This is a genomic window from Xanthomonas sp. 3075 (assembly GCF_014197275.1).
Taxonomy (GTDB): Bacteria; Pseudomonadota; Gammaproteobacteria; order Xanthomonadales; family Xanthomonadaceae; genus Xanthomonas; species Xanthomonas campestris_B.
In genome coordinates this window covers 103,276-125,302 of record NZ_JACIFI010000013.1, presented here as the reverse complement: position 1 = coordinate 125,302, position 22,027 = coordinate 103,276, and the positions used below count along the sequence as shown (strand labels likewise).

19 protein-coding genes and 1 other RNA gene are annotated in these 22,027 nt (G+C 65.0%); 5 read left to right on the top strand and 15 right to left on the bottom strand.

Translation table 11 applies throughout. From position 1 onward, the window contains the following. Positions 1-51: 51 nt before the first annotated feature. The 8 genes from ispF to GGR62_RS13630 all read right to left on the bottom strand — a co-directional run bounded on the left by ispF (position 52) and on the right by GGR62_RS13630 (position 6,663). Positions 52-543, bottom strand: coding sequence for a 2-C-methyl-D-erythritol 2,4-cyclodiphosphate synthase (gene ispF / locus GGR62_RS13665; RefSeq protein ID WP_184408413.1), 492 nt, complete (start codon positions 541-543; stop codon positions 52-54). A gap of 17 nt (positions 544-560) precedes the next feature. Beyond that, positions 561-1,364, bottom strand: a complete 804-nt coding sequence (gene ispD, locus GGR62_RS13660; protein WP_184408412.1) for a 2-C-methyl-D-erythritol 4-phosphate cytidylyltransferase — start codon at positions 1,362-1,364, stop codon at positions 561-563. Beyond that, positions 1,361-1,717 (bottom strand): cell division protein FtsB, encoded by a 357-nt coding sequence (gene ftsB, locus GGR62_RS13655; protein ID WP_184408411.1) that lies wholly within the window; start codon positions 1,715-1,717, stop codon positions 1,361-1,363. Before ftsB ends, ispD begins: the two co-directional genes overlap by 4 nt. A 3-nt stretch (positions 1,718-1,720) precedes the next feature. Continuing rightward, the gene (gene eno / locus GGR62_RS13650; protein WP_184408410.1) at positions 1,721-3,013 is read right to left on the bottom strand and encodes a phosphopyruvate hydratase; all 1,293 of its coding nucleotides are present in this window, start codon (positions 3,011-3,013) and stop codon (positions 1,721-1,723) included. A gap of 124 nt (positions 3,014-3,137) precedes the next feature. Then, positions 3,138-3,500, bottom strand: a complete 363-nt coding sequence (locus tag GGR62_RS13645; protein ID WP_184408409.1) for a hypothetical protein — start codon at positions 3,498-3,500, stop codon at positions 3,138-3,140. Then, positions 3,497-4,327 carry a 3-deoxy-8-phosphooctulonate synthase gene (gene kdsA / locus GGR62_RS13640; RefSeq protein WP_184408408.1) on the bottom strand — a complete coding sequence of 277 codons (831 nt, stop codon included), beginning with the start codon at positions 4,325-4,327 and terminating at the stop codon, positions 3,497-3,499. Before kdsA ends, GGR62_RS13645 begins: the two co-directional genes overlap by 4 nt. 252 nt (positions 4,328-4,579) lie before the next feature. Next, the gene (locus tag GGR62_RS13635; protein ID WP_184408407.1) at positions 4,580-6,244 is read right to left on the bottom strand and encodes a CTP synthase; all 1,665 of its coding nucleotides are present in this window, start codon (positions 6,242-6,244) and stop codon (positions 4,580-4,582) included. A gap of 176 nt (positions 6,245-6,420) precedes the next feature. Next, positions 6,421-6,663: a hypothetical protein gene (locus GGR62_RS13630; protein ID WP_184408406.1), complete on the bottom strand. Its 243-nt coding sequence runs from the start codon at positions 6,661-6,663 to the stop codon at positions 6,421-6,423. A gap of 162 nt (positions 6,664-6,825) precedes the next feature. Between GGR62_RS13630 and parE the strand changes: the two genes are divergently transcribed. Together parE and GGR62_RS13620 are read left to right on the top strand one after the other, a co-directional pair. Then, positions 6,826-8,715, top strand: a complete 1,890-nt coding sequence (gene parE / locus GGR62_RS13625) for a DNA topoisomerase IV subunit B (RefSeq protein WP_184408405.1) — start codon at positions 6,826-6,828, stop codon at positions 8,713-8,715. Positions 8,716-8,776: 61 nt separating this feature from the next. Next, positions 8,777-8,852: non-coding RNA, sX9 sRNA (locus GGR62_RS13620), on the top strand. A 176-nt stretch (positions 8,853-9,028) separates the two neighbouring features. Here the strand turns inward: GGR62_RS13620 and GGR62_RS13615 are convergent. Continuing rightward, a complete protein-coding gene (locus tag GGR62_RS13615; RefSeq protein ID WP_184408404.1) occupies positions 9,029-9,460 on the bottom strand; it encodes an Lrp/AsnC family transcriptional regulator in 432 nt (143 codons plus the stop codon). A 122-nt stretch (positions 9,461-9,582) separates the two neighbouring features. Between GGR62_RS13615 and GGR62_RS13610 the strand changes: the two genes are divergently transcribed. Continuing rightward, positions 9,583-11,079: an aminotransferase class III-fold pyridoxal phosphate-dependent enzyme gene (locus tag GGR62_RS13610; RefSeq protein ID WP_184408403.1), complete on the top strand. Its 1,497-nt coding sequence runs from the start codon at positions 9,583-9,585 to the stop codon at positions 11,077-11,079. A 145-nt stretch (positions 11,080-11,224) separates the two neighbouring features. Here the strand turns inward: GGR62_RS13610 and GGR62_RS13605 are convergent, their stop codons facing one another. The 4 genes from GGR62_RS13605 to GGR62_RS13590 all read right to left on the bottom strand — a co-directional run bounded on the left by GGR62_RS13605 (position 11,225) and on the right by GGR62_RS13590 (position 17,188). Further along, positions 11,225-11,932 carry a glycosyltransferase gene (locus GGR62_RS13605; RefSeq protein WP_184408402.1) on the bottom strand — a complete coding sequence of 236 codons (708 nt, stop codon included), beginning with the start codon at positions 11,930-11,932 and terminating at the stop codon, positions 11,225-11,227. A 239-nt stretch (positions 11,933-12,171) separates the two neighbouring features. Next, positions 12,172-13,542 (bottom strand): metallophosphoesterase family protein, encoded by a 1,371-nt coding sequence (locus tag GGR62_RS13600; RefSeq protein WP_184408401.1) that lies wholly within the window; start codon positions 13,540-13,542, stop codon positions 12,172-12,174. Next, a complete protein-coding gene (locus GGR62_RS13595; RefSeq protein WP_184408400.1) occupies positions 13,539-14,660 on the bottom strand; it encodes a phytase in 1,122 nt (373 codons plus the stop codon). The genes GGR62_RS13600 and GGR62_RS13595 overlap by 4 nt, the downstream gene beginning before the upstream one ends. Next, on the bottom strand, positions 14,657-17,188 hold the full coding sequence (locus GGR62_RS13590) for a TonB-dependent receptor (RefSeq protein ID WP_184408399.1): 2,532 nt from the start codon (positions 17,186-17,188) through the stop codon (positions 14,657-14,659). Before GGR62_RS13590 ends, GGR62_RS13595 begins: the two co-directional genes overlap by 4 nt. Before the next feature lie 151 nt (positions 17,189-17,339). On the opposite strand from GGR62_RS13590, the gene upp reads away from it, so the two are divergent. Next, positions 17,340-17,972 carry a uracil phosphoribosyltransferase gene (upp, locus tag GGR62_RS13585; RefSeq protein WP_184408398.1) on the top strand — a complete coding sequence of 211 codons (633 nt, stop codon included), beginning with the start codon at positions 17,340-17,342 and terminating at the stop codon, positions 17,970-17,972. 13 nt (positions 17,973-17,985) lie between these two features. Here the strand turns inward: upp and GGR62_RS13580 are convergent, their stop codons facing one another. Then, entirely contained in the window at positions 17,986-19,701 is a 1,716-nt protein-coding gene (locus GGR62_RS13580; protein WP_184408397.1) for a glycoside hydrolase family 9 protein, read from the bottom strand. Between the two features lie 281 nt (positions 19,702-19,982). Continuing rightward, positions 19,983-20,873, bottom strand: a complete 891-nt coding sequence (locus tag GGR62_RS13575; protein ID WP_184408461.1) for an MBL fold metallo-hydrolase — start codon at positions 20,871-20,873, stop codon at positions 19,983-19,985. Between the two features lie 520 nt (positions 20,874-21,393). Between GGR62_RS13575 and GGR62_RS13570 the strand changes: the two genes are divergently transcribed. After that, a complete protein-coding gene (locus tag GGR62_RS13570; RefSeq protein WP_184408396.1) occupies positions 21,394-21,873 on the top strand; it encodes a hypothetical protein in 480 nt (159 codons plus the stop codon). Positions 21,874-22,027 lie beyond the last annotated feature (154 nt).

Genomic DNA, 22,027 nt, shown 5'->3' with positions numbered 1-22,027 from the left:
GCGCCGACCGCACCCGATCGGCGATGAGAGCAGGCGCTGTGTTAGCCGCCGTCAGGCAGCGATTTTGCCGAGCAATACCGCCGCTTGCGCAGCGATGCCCTCGCTGCGGCCGGTGAAACCGAGTTTTTCGCTGGTGGTGGCCTTGACGCTGACCGCATCGAGCTCGATCACCAGCAGGCCGGCGATGCGTTCGCGCATGGCCAACGCATGCGGGCCGACCTTGGGCCGCTCGCAGATCACGGTCACATCGGCATTGCCGACACGCCAGCCACGCTCGCGCAGCAACGCATCGCAATGCTGCAGGAACTGCGCGCTGTCGGCGTCCTTCCAACGCGCGTCGGAGGGCGGAAAATGCTGACCGATATCGCCCAGCGCCAGGGCACCCAGCATCGCATCGCACAGCGCATGCAACACCACGTCGCCATCGCTGTGCGCGAGGACGCCGTGGCTGTGTGCAACACGCACGCCACCCAGCATCACATGGTCGCCAGGACCAAACGCGTGGACGTCGTAGCCCTGGCCGATTCGAAAATTGAAAGACATGGCAAATCCGCAGGTGATTAAAGGGCGTCGGCGTCGTGGTTCACACGGGCAGCCAGTGCTGCATCGCTACGTGCGGCCTCGGACCCACCATGCGACAAGGCGAGGGGCGCATCGGCCTCCATCGCGACGCCGCGCCGGGCGAGCTCGAATTCGAATCGCGCCAGATCCGATGGCGTGGTGACCTTGAAGTTGTCTTCGGCGCCCTCCACCAGCAACGGGCGCAGACCGAGCCGCTCCATTGCCATCGCTTCGTCGGTGACATCCACAGCGGCGGCCGACGCCTCGGTGAGGCCGCGAATCAATTGATGTCGGCGAAACAGCTGCGGGGTCAATGCACGCCACAGCCGCTCGCGCGGCTCGGTGGCATCGATGCCGCCATCGTCGCCCGCGCGCTTGAGGGTATCGCGCACCGGTGCAGCCAGGATCGCGCCGACCGGATCGCCACGACCGATTTCCAGCAAGCGCTCCAGGTCGGCCAACGCCAGATTCGGACGCGCCGCGTCGTGCACCAGCACAAAGTCGTCCGCACGCACGCTCTCCGGGAGGGCCAGCAAGCCGGCCAGCACCGACGCGGCGCGCGTGGCACCGCCGACGCAGGTGCGCACCGGTTTGGACTGCACCATCGTCCAGCCCGGCCAGTCGGCATCGTCGGGCGCAATCGCCACCACGATGCCGGCCACCACCGGGTGCGCGGCCAGCGCCGCCAGCGTGTAGGCCATCAGCGGTTGCCCGCCTGCCTGCAGATATTGTTTGGGAACCTGCCCGCCAAACCGCGTGCCGCGCCCGGCCGCCGGCACGATCGCCCAGATCGAACCGGTCATGGCTGTTCCGCCGGCGCGTCCGCTGCAGGCGGCCCGTCCGATGGCGCGCCCACTGCGGGCGGCAGCGGCGGCGCATCCTCGACCACGCGATAGAACGTCTCGCCGGGCTTGATCATGCCCAACTCACTACGTGCGCGTTCCTCGATCGCCGCCTCGCCGTCCTTCAAATCCTTCACCTCTGCTGCCAACGCCTGGTTGCGTTGGCGCAGACCTTCGTTGTCCTGTGTCTGATGCGCGACCTGGGCTTCCAGCATCATCACCTCGCCGGAATTCCCGGGCCCGAACCAGAAGCGGTACTGCAGCCAAGCCAGCAGCACCGCCAGCACCAGCAGTAGCCAGCGCCAGTTGCGCACGGCTTATCGCTTGATCGAAACGAACGCGTCGCGGCCGGCGTAACGCGCGCCGGAGCCCAACGCCTGTTCGATGCGCAGCAACTGGTTGTACTTGGCCACACGATCGCTGCGGCACAGCGAGCCGGTCTTGATCTGGGTGGCGGTGGTGGCCACGGCGATATCGGCAATGGTGGTGTCTTCGGTTTCGCCGGAACGGTGCGAGACGATGGACGCGTAGTTGGCCGCATGCGCCATGGCGATCGCTTCCAGCGTTTCGGTCAGGGTGCCGATCTGGTTGACCTTGATCAGGATCGCGTTGGCGGTGCCCGAGTCGATGCCCTGCTTGAAGATCTTCGGGTTGGTGACGAACAGATCGTCGCCGACCAGCTGCACCTTCTTGCCGACGCGATCGGTGAGCAGCTTCCAGCCGGCCCAGTCGTCCTCGGCCAGGCCGTCTTCGATGCTGATGATCGGGTACTGCGCGACCCAGTCGGCCAGGAAGTCGACGAACTGCTCGCTGGTCAGGCGCTTGTTCTCGCCGACCAGGTTGTACTTGCCGTTGTCGTAGAACTCGCTGGAGGCCACGTCCAGGCCCAGCAATACGTCTTCGCCAGCGGTGTAGCCAGCCTTGCCGATCGCTTCGAGAATGGTGTCCAGCGCTTCGACGTTGCTGCGGAAGTCCGGCGCAAAGCCACCTTCATCGCCCACCGCCGTGCTCAGGCCGTGGCCCTTGAGCACCGACTTGAGCGCGTGGAAGATTTCGGTACCGGCACGCAGCGCTTCGGAGAACGAGCTGCAACCGACCGGCAGCACCATGAACTCCTGGAAATCGACGTTGTTGTCGGCATGCGCGCCACCGTTGATGATGTTCATCATCGGCACCGGCAGCGCCACATCCGATTCGGTGATGGTGGACAGGTACTGCCACAGCGGCTGCTTGCGCGAGGCGGCCACGGCATGCGCGGCGGCCAGCGAGACACCCAGCAGCGCATTGGCGCCCAGGCGGCCCTTGTTCTCGGTGCCGTCCAGGTCGATCAGGCGACGGTCCAAGCCCTGCTGGTCGGCGGCATCGAAGCCCTTGAGCGTGTCGGCAATGGTGCCGTTGACGTTCTGCACCGCGTGCAGCACGCCCTTGCCCAGGTAGCGGGTCTTGTCGCCATCACGCAGCTCCACCGCTTCCTTGGTGCCGGTCGAGGCGCCCGAGGGCACGGCAGCGCGGCCGAACGAGCCGTCTGCCAGCGTGACTTCGGCCTCCAGCGTTGGATTGCCGCGAGAGTCGAGGATTTCGCGGGCGAGGATCTTGGCGATAGTGGTCATAGGTCGATCGGTTACCAGTAAGGGGGAAGTACACCGGAAACAAGCTGCCGGATTATCGCTGCACACCGGTCCATTGCCAAATCGCATGGGGCCGGATGCGCGCCTGACCGGCAAGACTGTGCAGCTAGGCCTTCAGGCCCAGCAGCGACAAGCAAAACAGCAGTAGCAAGAGCAGCAGCAGCGCCAAGCCCATGGCTGCAGCGCCCGGCTGGCGACGCAGCGAGAACGCGACCGGGCTGGCGACAAGACCGCCCAGCGTCACCAGCACGCCGACCAACAGCGTGACAAACATCGGAATGCGGGTGGCCTGCATCGCATGGTTGCCGTCGCCCGGCATGCCGATGCTGGCGGTCACCAGGAAGGCCATGACGGCCAGGCAGGCCCACGCAGCGAGCGACAGACCCAACGCCATCCAGCCCCAGGGCCAGTGCCGCCACTGCCGGCGTTGGCGATGCGATGCCGCCAACGCCCAGGGATCGGAACTCATGCGAAGCGCGCGAACCCGTGCTTCTTGGTCACTGCATCCAGTTCCATCAGCGTTTCGAGCAGCTCTTCCATGCGATCCAGCGGCCAGGCGTTGGGACCGTCCGACAAGGCCTTGGACGGATCCGGATGGGTTTCGGCGAACAGGCCGGAGATGCCCACCGCCACCGCAGCGCGCGCCAGCACCGGCACGAACTCGCGCTGGCCGCCGGAACTGCTGCCCTGACCGCCCGGCAACTGCACCGAGTGGGTGGCGTCGAACACCACCGGGCAGCCGGTGTCGCGCATCACGCTCAGCGAACGCATATCGCTGACCAGATTGTTGTAGCCGAACGAGGCGCCACGCTCGCAGACCATGATCTGCTCGTTGCCGGTCGACTTGGCCTTGTCCACCACCGGCTTCATGTCCCACGGCGCCAGGAACTGGCCCTTCTTGATGTTGACCGGCTTGCCGGCGGCGCAGACGTTCTTGATGAAGTCGGTCTGCCGCACCAGGAAGGCCGGGGTCTGCAGCACGTCGACGACGGCGGCGACCTCGTTCATCGGGGTGTATTCGTGCACGTCGGTGAGCACCGGCACGCCGATCTGCTGTTTCACCGCATCCAGCACCTTCAGGCCTTCTTCCAGGCCGGGGCCACGGAAGCTGGTGCCGGAGGTGCGATTGGCCTTGTCGAAGCTCGACTTGAAGATGAAGTTGATCCCCAGCCTGCCGGTGATCTCCTTGAGTTTGCCGGCCACGTCGAGTTGCAGCTGCATCGACTCGATCACGCAGGGGCCGGCGATCAGGAACAACGGCTGATCCAGGCCGACTTCGAAATCACACAGTTTCATCAGGTCACCTATTGATTAAGCCCCTCTCCCATCGGGAGAGGGGTTGGGGTGAGGGTACGGTTGCGAGGCACTGGTAAAGCCAGATGGTTTGCCTTGGCTGGCGCGTGGCGACGCGTTCGTCGTGGCTGCCATCTTGCGGTGTGCTGCGGCGCCCCTCTCATCCGGCGCTTCGCGCCTCCTTCTCCCGACGGGAGAAGGGATCCGCCACCCGTTTTTGATTTAAGCCCTTCTCCCGATGGGAGAAGGAACGGCTCACGCACGCGCTTCCTTCAATAACTTGCCGCCCGCCTTCTTCTCGCGCGCGGCGCGCACGAAGCCGATGAACAGCGGGTGCCCGTCGCGCGGGGTGGAGAGGAATTCCGGGTGCGCCTGGCAGGCCAGGAACCACGGGTGCGCCTCGCGCGGCAGTTCCACCATTTCCACCAGCGTGTCGTCCATCGACTTGGCGGAAATCACCAGACCGGCGTCTTCCAGCTGGGTGCGGTAGCGGTTGTTGAACTCGTAGCGATGGCGATGACGCTCGGCGACCACGTCCTTGCCGTATACCTCGCGCGCCAGCGTACCCGGCTTCAGGCGCTGCTCCTGCAGGCCCAGGCGCATGGTGCCGCCCAGATCCGACTTCTCGTCGCGCTTTTCGACTTCGCCACTGGCGGTGCGCCACTCGGTGATCAGGCCGATCACCGGATGCGGCGACTGGCGATCGTTCTCGGTGCTGTTGGCTGCGTCCAGATCGGCCACGTGGCGCGCATAGTCCACCACCGCCGCCTGCATGCCATAGCAGATGCCGAAGTACGGCACCTTGTGCTCACGCGCGTACTTGGAGGTCTGCACCTTGCCTTCGAAACCGCGATCGCCGAAGCCGCCCGGTACCAGGATGCCGTCGACATCCTGCAAGGCGGCCATGTCGCTGCCTTCCAGGTCCTGCGCTTCCAGCCACTTCAGGTTGACCTTGGTGCGCTGGCGCAAACCGCCGTGCCGCAATGCTTCGGCCACCGACTTGTAGGCGTCCTGGTGATCGACGTACTTGCCGACCACCGCAATGGTGACTTCGTCCAGCGGATGCTTGACCGCATCCACCACTGCGGCCCACTCCGACAGGTCGGCAGCGGCGACCTTGTCGCGCAGCTTGAACTGATCGATGACCAGCTCGTCCAGGCCCTGGCGGCGCAGCTCCAGCGGCATGCCGTACAGCACGTCGATATCGGGGCAGCTGATCACTGCGCGTTCGGAGACGTTGGTGAACAGCGCGATCTTGCGGCGCTCCGAATCCGGCACCGCCTGCTCGGACCGGCACAGCAGCACGTCCGGCTGGATGCCGATCGAGCGCAGTTCCTTGACCGAGTGCTGGGTCGGCTTGGTCTTCAACTCGCCGGCCGCAGCGATATACGGCACCAGCGTGAGGTGCATGAACATGGCCTTCTCGGCACCACGTTCGGTGCGCACCTGGCGGATCGCTTCCAGGAACGGCAGCGACTCGATATCGCCCACCGTGCCGCCGATCTCGATCAACGCCACGTCGAAGCCGGCGGTGGCCTCGTCGATGCAGCGGCGGATCTCGTCGGTGATGTGCGGGATCACCTGCACGGTGGCACCCAGATAATCGCCGCGACGCTCCTTGCGGATCACGTTCTCGTAGATCCGGCCGGTGGTGACCGAGTTCTTGCGCGACAGCCGCGTGCGCACGTAGCGCTCGTAGTGGCCCAGATCCAGGTCGGTCTCGGCGCCGTCGTCGGTGACGTAGACCTCGCCATGCTGGAACGGGCTCATCGTGCCCGGGTCCACATTGATGTACGGGTCCAGCTTCATCATCGTGACCTTGAGGCCACGCGCTTCCAGAATGGAGGCAAGCGAAGCGGCGGCAATGCCCTTGCCTAGCGAGGACACTACGCCGCCGGTAACGAAAATCAGGGGGGTCATGGGGCTTGAAGCCTCCCGGAAAGCCATAGTTTAGCGGGTGACGGGCGAATGCCCAAGGGTTGTGTGACGCCGAAGCCATCCCGCGAGCGAAAGCGGCCGCAGGCGCATGCCGTAAATGCAGACGCCCCGGCCGAAGCCGGGGCGTCCGTGTGGCGCATCGCCGAGGCGCAGGAGCATCAGCGCGCCGGCTTTTCTTCTTCCTCTTCCTCGCGCGGAGCGCTGTCGGCCTTGGGCTTTTGCGCCGCAGCGGCGGCACGGCGCTCGGCCTTGCGCTCGGCTTCGGTCTTGGCCTTGGCGTCTTCGGCCTTCTGTGCGCTGGCGCCCTGACCGGTCTGCTGCGGGGCCGCCTGGGCCATGGCAGGAAGCGCGGCCACTGCGGCGGCACCGAGGGTGAGCATCAGGATGTGTTTGAACTTCATGGGTTCCTCCGGTTTCGGTGACATCCTCAGGTGGGGACGTTTGGTTCCGAATCCAGCGCCAGGGTATCCAGCCGCACCCAGCCCTGCACTGAACGCCTGTCGCGTGCAAAAAATCGGCCCAGCCCCCACACTTGCGCGTCGTTTCACGTGCCAACGAGATGCATGAACACCCGTTATAACGCCGCCGATATTGAAGTCCTGTCGGGTCTCGACCCGGTCAAGCGCCGCCCTGGCATGTATACCGACACTGCGCGCCCGAACCATCTGGCGCAGGAGGTGATCGACAACTCGGTGGACGAGGCGCTGGCCGGTCACGCCAAGCAGGTCGATGTGACCCTCTACAAGGACGGTAGCTGCGAGGTGTCCGACGACGGCCGCGGCATGCCGGTGGACATGCACCCGGAGGAGAAGATTCCCGGTGTCGAGCTGATCCTGACCCGGCTGCACGCCGGCGGCAAGTTCAACAACCGCAACTACACCTTCTCCGGCGGCCTGCATGGCGTGGGCGTGAGCGTGGTCAATGCGCTGTCGACCAAGGTCGAGCTGTTCATCAAACGCGAAGGCAACGAGCACCGCATGGAGTTCCGCGACGGCAACGCCGCCTCCAAGCTGGAAGTGGTCGGCACCGTCGGCAAGAAGAACACCGGCACCCGCCTGCGCTTCTGGGCCGACCCGAAATACTTCGACACGCCCAAGTTCAACGTGCGCGCGCTGCGCCATCTGCTGCGCGCCAAGGCCGTGCTGTGCCCCGGTCTGACCGTCAAGCTGCACGACGAGGCCACCGGCGAGCAGGACAGCTGGTACTTCGAGAACGGCCTGCGCGATTACCTCAAGGGCGAGATGGCCGAGCACGAGATGCTGCCGGCCGACCTGTTCGCGGGCAGCCTGAAAAAACACACCGAGATCGTCGATTGGGCCGCGGCCTGGGTGCCGGAAGGCGAACTGGTGCAGGAAAGCTACGTCAACCTGATCCCCACCGCGCAGCACGGCACCCACGTCAACGGCCTGCGCTCGGGCCTGACCGATGCGCTGCGCGAGTTCTGCGACTTCCGCAACCTGTTGCCGCGCGGGGTCAAGCTGGCGCCGGAAGACGTGTGGGACCGGGTCACCTTCGTGCTCAGCCTGAAGATGACCGACCCGCAGTTCTCCGGGCAGACCAAGGAGCGGCTGTCCTCGCGCCAGGCCGCCGGCTTCATCGAAGGCGCCGCGCACGATGCCTTCAGCCTGTATCTCAACCAGAACGTGGAGATCGGCGAGAAGATCGCGCAGATCGCCATCGACCGTGCCAGTGCGCGGTTGAAGACCGAAAAGCAGATCGTCCGCAAGAAGGTCACCCAGGGTCCGGCTCTGCCCGGCAAGCTGGCCGATTGCATCAGCCAGGATCTGTCGCGCACCGAACTGTTCCTGGTCGAAGGCGATTCGGCCGGCGGCTCGGCCAAGCAGGCGCGCGACAAGGATTTCCAGGCGATCCTGCCGCTGCGCGGCAAGATCCTCAACACCTGGGAAGTGGCGTCGGGCAGCGTGCTGGCGTCCGAAGAAGTGCATAACCTGGCGATCGCGATCGGCTGCGATCCGGGCAAGGACGACATCAGCGGGTTGCGCTACGGCAAGGTGGTGATCCTGGCCGACGCCGACTCCGACGGCCTGCATATCGCCACCTTGTTGACCGCGCTGTTCCTCAAGCATTTTCCGGCGCTGGTCGCGGCTGGCCACGTGTTCGTGGCAATGCCGCCGCTGTTCCGCGTGGATGTGGGCAAGCAGGTGTTCTACGCGCTGGACGAAGAGGAAAAGACCACGCTGCTGGACAAGATCGCGCGCGAGAAGATCAAGGGCCAGGTCAGCGTCACCCGCTTCAAGGGCCTGGGCGAAATGAATCCGCAGCAGCTGCGCGAATCGACCATCCATCCGGACACGCGCCGGCTGGTGCAGCTGACCATCGACGACGGCGAGCAGACCCGTTCGCTGATGGACATGCTGCTGGCCAAAAAGCGCGCGGGCGACCGCAAGCAGTGGCTGGAAACCAAGGGCGACCTGGCCTCGCTGGAAGTCTGAGCGCCGCTAAGCAAGACGCCTGCGCCGCCGCCGGGCAGGCGTGCCGGTGCTCGGCATCGGCATGCACCACGCGTGCATTCCGGTTCCTGCGCGCCATGCGCACCCGCCTGAGGGCTGCTCGCGGCGCGCTGTTAGCGGCTCCAAGACCAGCGAGACCCGCACGCCGTTGTCGCGTGCAGGCCATCTTCGAGACCAACCTGCGCGATCAAGCGAACCCTTGAGCGAGGCAGCCGCTCTTGCACCAAGCGACAAAGCGACGCGCCGGACCCCGGCATTGCCCCATCCCGCATGCCCACGCCCCAGTCCCGGCCCCTCAGCGCTCGAACTTGGTGGACAGAATGATCGACGTGGTCGTGCGCTCCACGCCGTCGATGGCGCCGATGGCGTCGGTGAGCACGTCCATTTCGTTGACGCCGCCGACCACGCCCAGGGCGATCAGGTCGTAGGCGCCGCTGACCGAGTGCAGCAGGCGCACTTCCGGGATATCGCGCAGCGCCTTGACCACCGCAGGCATCTTCCTGGGCAGCACCGTGATCAGGATATGCGCGCGGATGCGGCCCTGTTCGTAGGCGTCGTGGGTGCGCACGGTGTAGCCGCTAATCACGCCGTCGCGTTCGAGTTTTTCAATCCGGCTCTGCACGGTGGTGCGCGACAGCCCGAGCCGGCGCGCAATCTGCGCGGTGGAGGCGCGCGCGTCCTCGCGCAACAGCGACAACAGGCGTTCGTCGGACGGGGTGATTTTCACTTTTGCGTATTCTTTTCGGCGAATCGCCGAAAATACCGCACTTCCTGCCCAGATTCACGCTGCCAAACGCCGATCTCCTGCCGATAATAGAAAGACAACGCCACCGCTCAAGGAGATGCGCCATGTCCGTCCTCGCCCCGCTCGCCCCGCTGCGTGCCCATGCCGGCCGCCGCCTGACCGATGGCCTGGACGATGCCAGCATCGCGCGTCTGGCTCCCAATCACCCGGACCTAGCACAGGCCATCGCCGCCGCCGCCGCCGAATACACGCTGGTCCGCGACGACGTGACCGACCTGCTGGACCTGGATGAAGACGCGCAGATCAGCGCGGTGCAGGACGGCTACATCAACTTCTATGCCGACGATGCGGTGACCCCGTATGTGGCGCTGGCTGCGCGCGGCCCGTGGGTGGTCACGCTCAAGGGCGCGGTGCTGTACGACGCCGGCGGTTACGGCATGCTGGGGTTCGGCCATACGCCGGCGCCGGTGCTCGATGCCATGGCGCGGCCGCAGGTGATGGCCAACGTGATGACGCCCAGCCTGGCACAGCGCCGACTCGACCGCGCCCTGCGCGCGGAGATCGGCCAGACACGCGGCGGCTGTCCGTTCGCGCGGTTCATGTGCCTCAATTCCGGTTCCGAGGCGGTGGGCCTGGCTGCGCGCATCGTCGATACCAACGCCAAGCTGCACACCGATCCGGGCGCGCGCCATGCCGGCGCGACGATCAAGCGCGTGGTGGTCAAGGGCAGTTTCCACGGCCGCACCGATCGTCCGGGGCTGTATTCCGATTCCAGCCGCAAGACCTATACCAAGTACCTGGCCAGCTACCGCGACGAAGAGTCGGTGATCGCGATCGCCCCCTACGATGTGGCCGCGCTGCAGCGCGCCTTCGAGGAGGCTGCGCGCAACCACTGGTTTATCGAAGCGGTGTTCCTGGAGCCGGTGATGGGCGAAGGCGACCCGGGCCGTGCGTTGCCGGCCGACTTCTACGCCGCCGCACGCGCGCTGACCCGTACCCATGGCAGCCTGCTGCTGGTGGATTCGATCCAGGCCGGCCTGCGTGCGCATGGCGTGCTGTCGGTGGTGGACTATCCCGGCTTCGAACAGCTCGATCCGCCGGATATGGAAACCTATTCCAAGGCGCTCAACGCCGCGCAATATCCTCTGTCGGTGCTGGCGGTGACCGAGCATGCCGCGCAGGTGTATCGCAAGGGCACCTACGGCAACACCATGACCACCAATCCGCGCGCGCTCGACGTGGCCTGCGCGACGCTTGCGCTATTCACGCCGCAGGTGCGCGAGAACATCCGCCTGCGCGGCGCGCAGGCGATCGCCAAGCTGCAGGCGCTGCAGTCCGAGCTGGGCGGGCCGATCACCAAGGTACAGGGCACCGGGCTGCTGTTTTCCTGCGAACTGGCGCCGCAATTCAAGTGCTATGGCGCCGGCTCCACTGAAGAATGGCTGCGCCATCGCGGCGTCAACGTGATCCACGGCGGCGAGAATTCGCTGCGCTTCACCCCGCACTTTGCGATGGACGAAGACGAACTCGATCTGCTGGTCGGATTGATCGGTCGCGCGCTGAAGGAAGGCCCGCGTCAATCGCAGGCCGAGGCTGCGTGACGCCAGCGGTGTGAGGTGACGATTGCGCATCTGAATCGATGCGCAATCGTTCGTTCGCCACGAGGGGGCCCTTGCTCCGCGCCGGTGCCCGCGAACGATGGCGGTGCGCCGCATTGACCACGTCTGCGCATCGCCATCCGACCGCTCAAATCGGCACGGCGCTCAATTTGCGCCGCAGATAATTGGTCAGCGCGCGACGCAGTGATTTGCCGCGCCACGACGCCCAGCACAGATGCGAACCGACCGCGAGCGCGCCGCCGCGATGGCCCAGTCCGAACCAGGTCCGGTCCGGATGGAAGACATTGCGCGGCGGGAACACGATTCCGCTGAACCGGTCACCATGGGCGTTGTAGAAGCGGGTCAATCCGCGCGGACCGGAGATCATCGGAATCTGCCGGTGGTCTTCCAGCGTTTCCGGCGCATGCGCGGTGAAGATGTGCTCGATGAAGGCGCGCCAGAACGGATGCCCTGCCTCGGAGCCGAATACCGCATTGCCGATCTTGAAGTCTTCGTTGCTAGGCGCACCCTCTTCGATCGGCAGGACGCAGTGCTGAGACAGCACATCCGCACCGAGCGGACGCAGCAATTTGTAGTCGGTGTCGAAGTAGAAGCCGCCATGTGCGTGCATGTAGGCGCAACGCGCGATATCGGCCTTCATCACCCCGAAGCGGATTTTTTCGTAACGCTCGGCGAACTCGGGGAACGCACGACGCATCAACTCCGAATTGTCGGCATCGTCCCAGACATAACAGATCCAGTCCGGTAACAGCCGCTGCAGGCGCGCCTGGACTCTGCGCTCTTCCCACAGCAAATGCTTGGTGGGCGCAGTCAGATGAAAGACGTGGGGAATCATGGGGGCATCTCGGGAGCTGGGGGAACCAGACCCCACCGCAGCACCGCCCAACGCGGATTTCCCGGATGGAGATCCGGCTAAGCGCACCCTAGCTCAAACTTTTATGTGACGTAAATCTCATTTTTGGATCGGCATGCGCAATACAGATTCACAGAATCAATGGATAAGCGAAGTTTCATCACACTGACCTCATTCGCATCCACCGTCATGGCAACGCTCGTCACCGCATCGCAGCAGCCTCATTCCCAGCAGCGATCCGCCCGTCCTTTGAGCGTTGCACTGCGCGGACAGTCGCGCGGCGCGATGCGCCCTTCCTGGTGCTCGATCAGCCGTTTGCTGCCGGCGGTATCGCGCTTGAGTTCGAATGCATCGTAAAGCCGTCCGGTCGCGGTGCGCGATTCGTAGCTCAGCGACTGGGTGTCGATCCGCAGCACCTGATACAGCTGCGTGTCTTCGCCCACCGGACGCATGGTGTTGCGCGCCATCTCCGACAGCCGGTATTGCTTGGGCCCGGCAACGGAGACCACGAATACCGGCGTCGCCTGCCCGGCCTTGTCGCCACGCCGGCCATAGGTGTGGTCGTGGCCCTGCAGCACCAGATCGACCTTGTGGCGGCGGATCACCGGCAACACCTGCTGGACCAGCTTCTCGTTCTCGCGATCGGCACGCGGCGAAAAGAACGGCTGATGGATCAACACGATCGACCACGGATGCGGATTGTCGGCCAGTACCTTGTCCAGCCATTGCGCTTGCGCCGGGCCGGTGCCCAGATCCAGCGCCGAGGTTCCGTCGAGGACGGCAATGCGCACGCCTTGATAGTCGAACCAGTAGCTGGTGCGCGCCGTGGCCGATGGCCCGTTGCGCGGCAGCGCGAAGGTGACCGGCCAGTGGCTGCCGAGCACGCGCGTGGCCTGCGGGGTGTCTTCGCCTTCTTCGTGGTACTCGTGATTGCCCGGTGCCGGCGCCACGGCGGTGCCTTCCAGCAACCAGCGGCCGGCCTCGAACCACTCGGCCCATTCGTTGTCGTCCTGGGCATCCTTGCCGCTGACCAGATCGCCTGCGAACAGGGCCAGCCGCGCCTCCGGCGCCGAGCGCCACGCCTGGCGGATCACCCGCGACACCAGGCTGAGGTTCTTGTTCTGGGTATCGCCGAAATACAGCAGCGTCAGCGGCGTATCGGCGCCGGCGGCGGTGCGGAAATGATTCCACGCGCCCCAGCTGTCGTGGCCCTGCACGCGGTAGGCGTAGAGCGTGTCCGGCTTCAATCCATCGATATCGGCGCGGTGGTGGTGCGAGCTGCCATTTTCGCTGGCCAGTGTCGTGGTGCTGGCACGAATGCGGCGCGGGGTGCCCACGTCGGGCGAATCGCCGGCAATCACCAGCTCCAGCCACGGTTGGCTGACGCTGGCATCGGTGCGCCAGGCCACGGCGAAGCCGCTCGCTGCATCCTGCGCAGGCGTGGCGACGATGCGGTCCGGGAAGCCATCGGCGACATAGTGGGTGGAGCCGGCCGGCACCTGGGTATTCGGTTCGGCGGCGCGCTCGGCTGCCGGTAGCTGAGCGCTCGTCATCGCGACCAGCACCAGCAACGCTGCACGCGCACCACTCATGGCGCGCAATCTTTCAGGCGCAATGTCCGCGCGATATCGCGCCAATCGAACGCCGCCACCGCCTGGTCGTCATGCAATGCGTAGAACACGCCTCCCGGAAAGCGTGCATCGCCGCGCTGATCCAGCCACACGCCGTCGGTGTTGGCGGTCACCCGGCCAGCGAAGGCGCCGACGTGCGCCAGGCTCTGGCGATCGAATACCTGGAACACGCTGCGGTCCTTGAACTGATCGGTGGCGATCCAGTACCCGCTCCCGTCCCTGCATTCCATCAGCGTCATGCCTTCGGCCTGCGCCTTGAACAAGCCGGTGCCGACATTGCGGCCGCGATAGCGCCCGTCCATGCCGTATTCGCGTAGCTGCGTGCCCACCGCCACATCTTCTTCGGCGATCATCAAGCGCGCATTGGCTTCGTCGCCGAACACCGACTCGGCAATGCGCACCGCGCCTGCGTCGCTGGTATCGCCGAAGCTCTGGGTGAGCCGCGTTTGCCAGCCCTGCCCTGCCGTACTCACCTGATAGCGGCGAAAGCGCTGACCGAGGTCGGCCAACGGCGGCGGCACGTCCTTGTTGGCCGGCGACATGTAGTTGTCGCTGACCACCACCTCGTAGCCGCCGTCATGCTTGCGCACCCACAGCCCATAGGGCTCGCGCAGTTCGTCCTGGCCGAAGGCGGTCAACGGCTTGAAATCCGGCAACGCGAACACCTGCACGCGGCGGTTGTCGCGCTCGACCACGAACAGCAGGTCATCGATCACCGAGATGCCGTTCGGGCGATCCAGTTTGCCCAGCGCCTTGCCCTTGCCGCCGACCACGCGCAAGCGCTTGCCGGTGTCGCCATCGAACACCACCAAGGCATGCGTGGCCTTGGCGGTGGCGATCAACCAACGACCACCGTCCGGTGCCCGCCAGCTGGCCGGCGAGTCCAGATTGTCGGACGGCGTCGGGGTCGTGATGAAGGCCTCCGGCACCACCGCGTGCGCCACCTTGGCCTCGCTGAGCAAGGGATCTTTCAGCAAGGCTTCGTCGGCTTCGCGGTCGGCGGCGCCCGGTGCCGTGGCGCAGGCGCTCAGCGCGCCGATCAGTGCAAGCGTGCCGCACCGCAGGATGCCGGCCCTCACAGGTTCACCCGCAGGCCGATGCCGTAGGCGCGGCCGTATTCTTCCATCTGCTGGGTGTGCGAGCGCGTGCCCTGGTAGCGCTCCAACGGTTCGTCGAGCAGATTGGACGCCTCGAAGTACAGCTGCACATCGCTGGTCAATTGGTAGCTCAAGCTCAGGTCCAGCTGGGTATTGGGTGCCACGAAGATATCGTAGGCACGCGACTGGCCCAGCTCGTCCAGATATTCGCTGCGATGCACGGCCGACACGCGGGTGGAAATGCCGTGTTTCTCATAGCCGAGGAAGGCGCTGTAGACGTTGCGCGAGGCACGCGGCAAGGTGAAGTCCTCGCCGGCACGATCTTCCAGGCCAGGGTCGAAATCGGTGTGCAACCAGGTGCCGCTGACGCCGGCCAGCAGACCGCTCCACACGCCCGGCAGAAAGTCGAACTGCTGCTGCCAGTTGAACTCGGCGCCGTACACCTTGGCCTTGTCGCCGTTGATGGCGGTGGTGACGTCGTACCCGGCGAACTCGGCATTGTTGTTGACGGTGGTGTTGACGATATAGCCGTCGATCGATTTGCCGAACAGGCCGAGCGAGACGATGCCGTTCTGGCCGATGTATTTTTCGAACGCCAGATCCAGATTGGTGGACTCGTACGGATCCAGCTGCGGATTGCCCAGCGTCACTTCGTTGTCGCCGGTATTGATGGTCGCGCTCGGCGCGATCTGCCCGAAGCCCGGCCGCGACACGGTCTTGTTCACCGACCCGCGCAGCGCCCAGCTGTCGCCACCGTCCCAACGCAGATGCAGGCCCGGCAGCACGTTGGTGTAACTGCTGTCGGCACGGCGCCCGGTCACGGTGAACGACTCGCCGTCATCGGCCACATCGACCTGGTTGCCGGTCGCGGTGAAGCGGGTGCTTTCCACGCGCACACCGGCGATCACCCGCAGCGACGGGGTCAGGTCCCAGGTTCCCATCGCGTAGGCGGCCAGGATGTCTTCCTTGGAGGTGTAGTCCTCTGCCAGCTGCGCCACTGCATTGCTGCCCACATCGCCATCGTCGGCGCTATAGAGATTGCGGTTCTTGTTCCAGTAGGCGCGCATGGCCGAGGAACTCAGCGCCTGGCCAAGGCTGTTGCGACGATGCGCCGGTGGCGCCACCGTCCAGCTGGTCGGGTCCACTGCCGGACCTTCGGACAGCTCGATTTCATTGCCATCCACTTCGCGCTCGCGCCAGCGCCCTAGCAGGCCGACCTTGTAGCTGGCGTTGTCGGCATCGAAACGCGCGTTGATGCGTGCACTGCGCTCGGCATCGTCGGTCTGGCCCGGCGACAGCACGAATTTGTCGAACGCGTAGTTGCCGTTGTCGATCCACGAGGCGTCGGCCATGCCGAAGACCGGCAGGCGGCTGTTCTGGTCGATGCTGCCGTCCAGATCGCCGTCGTAATCGAAGCGCGCTTCCATCTCGTCCTTCACCCGCTCGCGCGTCTTGGTATAGCCGAGCTGGTAATCGACCACCGCGCCGACCAGCCGATGTTCGGCACCGAAGCTCGTCGCCAGCGTGTCCTGGTCCTTGGTGCGATTGCGCACGCGCTTGCTGAGCGTGTCGTACGGCGCCGCGTAGGTGCCGTCGCCATTGGCCTGGATATCGTCGGGGTCGAACGCCAACACCGTGTTCTGGCGCGTTTCGGCATCCTTGAAACTGCTGAACAGGCTGCGCAGGTAATACCGATTGTCCTGGTCCGGATGCCAATCGAGATTGAGGTTGGCGCCGGCGCGTTTGCGGTCCACGTAATACTTGCGGCGCTGCTGCTCGACCATGACCATGTCGCCATTGTCGATGGCGTCGTACTCGCCTTCGGTATTGTCCGACTGGAATTCGCGGTCCTGATAGTTCACGCCCAACGCCACGCCGAAGGTCTGATCGGCAAACAGATCGCTGTAGTTGAACGAGGCCTTGGGGCTGGTCTTGCCGCTGAGTTGCTGATGATTGGCTTCCACCTTGGCGCGGATGGCGCGGCCTTGGCGATCGAACGCCGAGGCCGATTCGACCAGGATCGCGCCGCCGATCGAATCGCCCGGCATGTCCGGCGTGGGCGACTTCACCACCTTCAGCCGCTCGGTGGATTCGGAAGGAATCACATCCATCGGTGCGGCGCGGTTGTCGCTCTCCGGGGTGCCGATGGCGATGCCGTCCACGCTCACGCTGTTGAGTGCCGCATCCAGGCCACGCACCACCACAAAGCGCCCCTCGCCCTGATCGCGCGTCACACTGACGCCCGGCAGGCGTTGCAGCGACTCGGCAACGTTCTTGTCGGGATAATTGCCCATCGCATCGGACGACACCGCATCCAGGATGGCATCGGAACTGCGCTTGAGATCGATCGCACGTTCCTGCGCCATCAGCTGCGGCAGCACCTTGACCGCATCCAGCGTGGTCGCGTCGGTTGCCTCGGCAGCACCGTCTGCCGCATGCGCCAGCGGTCCCCACGTGGCCGCAGCCAGCGTCAGTGTGATCGCCAGACAGAGCGGAGTCTTGTTCGACACGGTGCATCCCCAATCGGTTAAGAATGGGTGTGCACACTATGTCTACGACATTTCACTGACATGACATATGTCACTGCGGTCACACCCGATGTGTGGCGACGCCACGCACAGGTACGGCACACTGTGCCTCTCTCCTGCCTGTCGCCGCCCCATGCATATCGTCGAAGTCCGCCACCCCCTCGTCCAACACAAGATCGGCCTGCTGCGCGACGCCGCGTTGAGCACCAAGGGTTTCCGCGAACTGGTCACCGAGCTGGGCACGCTGCTGGCCTACGAGGCCACCGCCGATCTGGACACCGAATCGCACCTGCAACCGGGTTGGGCCGGGCCGGTGGAGGTGCAGCGCATCGCCGGTGCCAAGATCACGCTGGTGCCGATCCTGCGCGCCGGCCTGGGCATGCTGCCGGGCGTGCTGGCGCTGATTCCGACCGCCCGGGTCAGCGTGGTCGGCCTGCAGCGCGATGAAGAAACCCTGCAGCCGGTGCCCTACTTCGAGCGCCTGACCGGTCGCCTGGAAGAGCGCGATGCGCTGATCCTGGACCCGATGCTGGCCACCGGCGGCACCCTGATCGCCACCATCGACATGCTCAAGCGCGCAGGCGCGCGGCGCATCAAGGGCATCTTCCTGGTCGCCGCACCCGAAGGCCTCAAGGCGCTGGAAGCCGTGCACCCGGACGTGGAGGTGTATACCGCCGCGATCGACGACCATCTCAACGACAAGGGCTACATCCTGCCCGGCCTGGGCGACGCCGGCGACCGGATCTTTGGCACGCGGGTGGAGTGAGCCACACCCGCACTTAGCGCGTGTATACCTGCAAGGCAGCGGTCACATAGACCAGCGGCGCATTCCAGTTGATCGCCACTTCGTTGCTGGCATAACTGCATTCGTGATCCAGGTAGGACAGCGCCGGCAGCGTCGAGCGATAGGCGACGCTGCAATCGGCTGCGTCCTGCCGGCCCGGTTGTGGGCCGCCGACCAGCAGCCCCGGCACCGGCGCGGCGACGCCATCGGCCATCGAGATGTTCTGGTGGATGCGCAGTGGCGCGCGCGCGCCTGTTCCGGTGACGAAGGACATCCCCAGCGGATTGCGCCCCAGCACATAATCCAGTTGCGCTTGCGCCGCATCCAGATAGCGCCGCTGCGGCGATAGACGGTAGCCCTGCAGCAACATCATCGCCTGGTTCAACGCCACCGAATTGCTGCCCCATGCGAAATCGCCATTGAGCATGCTGACCCGCCACGGCGATGTCTGCCAACGCTCGGCAAGGCGCTCACTGAGCGCGGTCACTTCGCTGGCGATACGCGCCTGATCGGCATGCGCGGTCAGCTGTGCACGGTGCGTGGCCAGCGACATCCAGGCCAGACCGGCGACATTGCCCCATGACGGCACACTGGCCGACACGTTGCGCGCGATCATCGCGTCGTAAAAAGCATCCTCGCCGGTGGCGATGTACAGCTCTGCAGCCGCCCAGGCAAATTCGTCGTTGAGCTGGGTGTCGCCGTATTCGCCGGTGACGATATCGGCAGGCTGCCTGTAGAGCTTGATCGAATTCTGCCGGGTCCAGCCCCAGGCAGCGCGCGCGGCCGTCAGCATGCGTGCCGATGCGCCGGGATACTGCGCCTCGTACGGCGCATAGATGCGGCTGGCGGCAGCCATCACCGCAGCGAAGTCCAACGCCGCGGCGGTGGTCTTGGTCACCACATAGCGCGGTTTGGTCGCCTTCGCGGGCATCAGCCTGTAATCGAATTGCTTGTTGGTGAGCTTGTGATACACACCGCCATCAGCCGGATCCTGCATCGCCAGCATCCACTGCAGATTCCACCAGGTCTCCTGCAAGATGCCCGGCACGCCGGGCGCCTGATCGGGAATCTGCAAGGCCTGCGCCTGGAACAACGCCGGATGATGCTCGTAGGCGGCCAGCAGCGTATAGGTCGCGATGCCGGAATTGACGATGTATTTATTGTAGTCGCCGGCGTCGTACCAACCCTTGGGCGCGGCGATCGAACTGCCCTCCGGACGCGTGGCCGATGCTGCAGAGGCGTGCACCAGCACCGTGGTATCCGGATGCCCGGCCGCACGCGCGTAGCTACCTGCGAACTGCTGCGGCAAGGCGGTACTGGCGCGATTGAAGTAATACGCCTTCAACGCAGCGTCCAGCAGCGGCCGGTAGGCAGCCGCATCGATCGAGAACGGATCCGACAGCGGCAGACCGTCGACCTGCACCCGGTAACTGCCTGGAGAACGCAGTGCCGAAAAATCGGCCACCCGGGCCGGCATCGCGGCCGGCGACCACGTGGCGGACGGCTGCAGGCTGCCTTCCAGCACAGTCAGCCCCCGCGCATCCTGTACCGTGAAACGCGCGGCATTTTCCGCCCCACCGATCACTGCCATCTTGCCTGCAGCGGGCAGATACCCGACCTGATTGAGGTAGATCGCATCGGCCGCATCGGCAGAAGCCATGACCGACGATAGCGAGAGGAAGACCGTCAGCAGTCGGGGGTGCGCGTTCATGCCTGCATCGTCGCTGCGACCTCTCCAGACGACAAGACACGCCATCACAAAATCAACATGCAAGGCAATCGATGCGCATCGCGCTCAAGGCCTTACGTTCGCATCTGTCGGGCGGCTGTCACAGAAACCAGCACTGCCCTGTGATCGATTGCCGCAGCGCAGCCGGCGATCACCGCGCTGGCCGATGCCCACATTCTGCAAATGATGCAAGCCCGACAAGACCCGACCGCTATCGCCGGAGCGCGACACGCGCGGCAGCGGGAACCCGATCACGCAGACGCTCACGTCTGCAGTGACCAAGCCTGCAATGCGGTCAATGGGTGGTTGGTGACGAACCGGCCTTTGGCATCACGCGCCAGCCGCGCGAGTGCGCAATCTGGATCGTGGGTGAAAAACAGCTGCACGTCGCGTGCGAACGCGTCTTCCAGAAACGCACGTTTTTCATCGATCAATAGTTCGGCGTTGCGGTCGTATCCCATCGTGATCGGCACATGCACCCAGGAGCGCCCCGGGATCAGGTCAGTGCAAAATGCCACACCGCCATGGGCCTGCCCATCGGCGTGTCGGGCGCCGACGATTTCGGCGAGCATCAGTCCGGGGGTATGTCCGTCGCTGAAGCCGAAGCGCACCGTCTCACCCAATGTCTGCGAAAAAGGCCCCTCGACCAGTTCCAGTCGCCCGCTGGCTTCGAGCAACCCCGGCAGTTCTGGAATGAAGCTGGCACGGTCGCGCGCATGCGGTTGTAGTGCGCGTTGCCAATGCCTTGCACCGACCAGGAAGCGCGCGTTTGGAAACAGCAACGCCGGTGCCGCGCCCTCGCGCCACGGCGCCAGTAATCCGCCAGCATGATCGAAGTGCAAATGGCTCAACACCACGACATCGATATCGGTATGCGCAACACCGGCCTCGCGTAACGAATCCAGCAAGACGTGGCGCTCTTCCTGTATGCCGTAACGCGCGCGCAATGCCGGCGCAAAGAACGCGCCGACACCGGTCTCGAACAACACCGTTTTTCCGGCCAGGGGCCGGGCCAATAAGGCACGGCAGGCCAACGCGATCCGGTTGGCCGCATCGGGTGTGGCCCATTCCTGCCACATCGCCTTGGGCGCATTGCCGAACATCGCGCCACCGTCGAGTTTTTGCGTATTGCCTTGGATGGACCAGAGTTTCATTGGCAGTAAACGGGAAGTGGAAGAAGGCGCGCAGGCGGATCCGGTCATGGTAAGCGTGCATGCGGGCGCGACGCGGGAAAATTTGGCCATGGATCGGCGCCCAGACCGCATGAGGCAGTTCCGCCTGCGGCATGACTCGATGCCGCCACACGCCCATTGTGGCATTGCCTTGCGCACCGGCAAACGCGCCGCCCTCGGTTGAGCTCCTTTCAACGCATCTATCGCCTCGGCAGCGATTGCGCGCACTTTTTATGGCAGCTGCGTCGCGTTATTTCCGCACTGGCGCCGTGTTGTCCGCCCACACCGTGCAAATGCCGCCGATCTGCGTCAACACGCGGCGACGTTCCATCGAAACGTCTGCAATTCCCGTGGTTGACACCAATTATTCGCCGCAACGCCGACCTACCGTGGTGTTGCGGCAACTGCCGCACGCAACACCGCAACGCCCCGCCCTGCCTGACGCTCCAGGGCAGCTGCAGGCCCTGAAGCACAGCCTTTCTCACTGCCAAGGAATCGACCAATGACGACCCAACCGATCGCCTCCCTCTTTCGTCCCGAACGCAGCGCAGCTCGGCCGCATTCTGCGCAACGGCATCGACGCTTGGGCACCGGCGTCGCCGCAGTGCTGTCGCTGGGGCTGCTGAGCCTGAGTCAGGCCGCGCTTGCCACCAAGGTATGGAATGCCAGCCCCAATAAGATTCAGAACAACTGGATTTCCGGCATGTACGACAACATGACCGGCCCGCTGCAAACAACCTTGCGCCAATGCCAGAACGCGCCGCAGGCCACCTGCGAGGTGACGATTCAGGCAAATGGTGGCGTCCATACAAGTGCCAGCGACGACACGCAACACTTCACCCTGCGCTTCACGGGCAATGCCGCTCCCTACGCGGCTTGCCACATCTATCCGCTAGTGCCTGGCACTCCCGGCGATAAACGTCTGCAGGGCGCTACCTGCTACGACGCGCAGCACAACGGCACCTACATCAAACTCAACTGATGCAGGCGGCGGTCGTTTGCGGCCCACGGTGCAGACTCGCCGCAAGCCCGGCGTAGCCGGTCGCATCCAAACGACGCAGGGCGGACGTTCGCCCGCCCTGCGTTGCCAGCCCTCGTTACCGCATGTCTCTGCTTGGGGAGTGCGCGCGGTAGAT

What these genes read in the sequence shown, in the direction of transcription:
- ispF (WP_184408413.1), bottom strand. Translation starts at nt 543, where the DNA reads ATGTCTTTCAATTTTCGAATCGGCCAGGGCTACGACGTCCACGCGTTT.
- ispD (WP_184408412.1), bottom strand. Translation starts at nt 1,364, where the DNA reads ATGACCGGTTCGATCTGGGCGATCGTGCCGGCGGCCGGGCGCGGCACG.
- eno (WP_184408410.1), bottom strand. Translation starts at nt 3,013, where the DNA reads ATGACCACTATCGCCAAGATCCTCGCCCGCGAAATCCTCGACTCTCGC.
- GGR62_RS13645 (WP_184408409.1), bottom strand. Translation starts at nt 3,500, where the DNA reads ATGAGTTCCGATCCCTGGGCGTTGGCGGCATCGCATCGCCAACGCCGG.
- kdsA (WP_184408408.1), bottom strand. Translation starts at nt 4,327, where the DNA reads ATGAAACTGTGTGATTTCGAAGTCGGCCTGGATCAGCCGTTGTTCCTG.
- GGR62_RS13635 (WP_184408407.1), bottom strand. Translation starts at nt 6,244, where the DNA reads ATGACCCCCCTGATTTTCGTTACCGGCGGCGTAGTGTCCTCGCTAGGC.
- GGR62_RS13630 (WP_184408406.1), bottom strand. Translation starts at nt 6,663, where the DNA reads ATGAAGTTCAAACACATCCTGATGCTCACCCTCGGTGCCGCCGCAGTG.
- parE (WP_184408405.1), top strand. Translation starts at nt 6,826, where the DNA reads ATGAACACCCGTTATAACGCCGCCGATATTGAAGTCCTGTCGGGTCTC.
- GGR62_RS13610 (WP_184408403.1), top strand. Translation starts at nt 9,583, where the DNA reads ATGTCCGTCCTCGCCCCGCTCGCCCCGCTGCGTGCCCATGCCGGCCGC.
- GGR62_RS13605 (WP_184408402.1), bottom strand. Translation starts at nt 11,932, where the DNA reads ATGATTCCCCACGTCTTTCATCTGACTGCGCCCACCAAGCATTTGCTG.
- GGR62_RS13600 (WP_184408401.1), bottom strand. Translation starts at nt 13,542, where the DNA reads ATGAGTGGTGCGCGTGCAGCGTTGCTGGTGCTGGTCGCGATGACGAGC.
- upp (WP_184408398.1), top strand. Translation starts at nt 17,340, where the DNA reads ATGCATATCGTCGAAGTCCGCCACCCCCTCGTCCAACACAAGATCGGC.
- GGR62_RS13580 (WP_184408397.1), bottom strand. Translation starts at nt 19,701, where the DNA reads ATGAACGCGCACCCCCGACTGCTGACGGTCTTCCTCTCGCTATCGTCG.
- GGR62_RS13575 (WP_184408461.1), bottom strand. Translation starts at nt 20,873, where the DNA reads ATGAAACTCTGGTCCATCCAAGGCAATACGCAAAAACTCGACGGTGGC.
- GGR62_RS13570 (WP_184408396.1), top strand. Translation starts at nt 21,394, where the DNA reads ATGACGACCCAACCGATCGCCTCCCTCTTTCGTCCCGAACGCAGCGCA.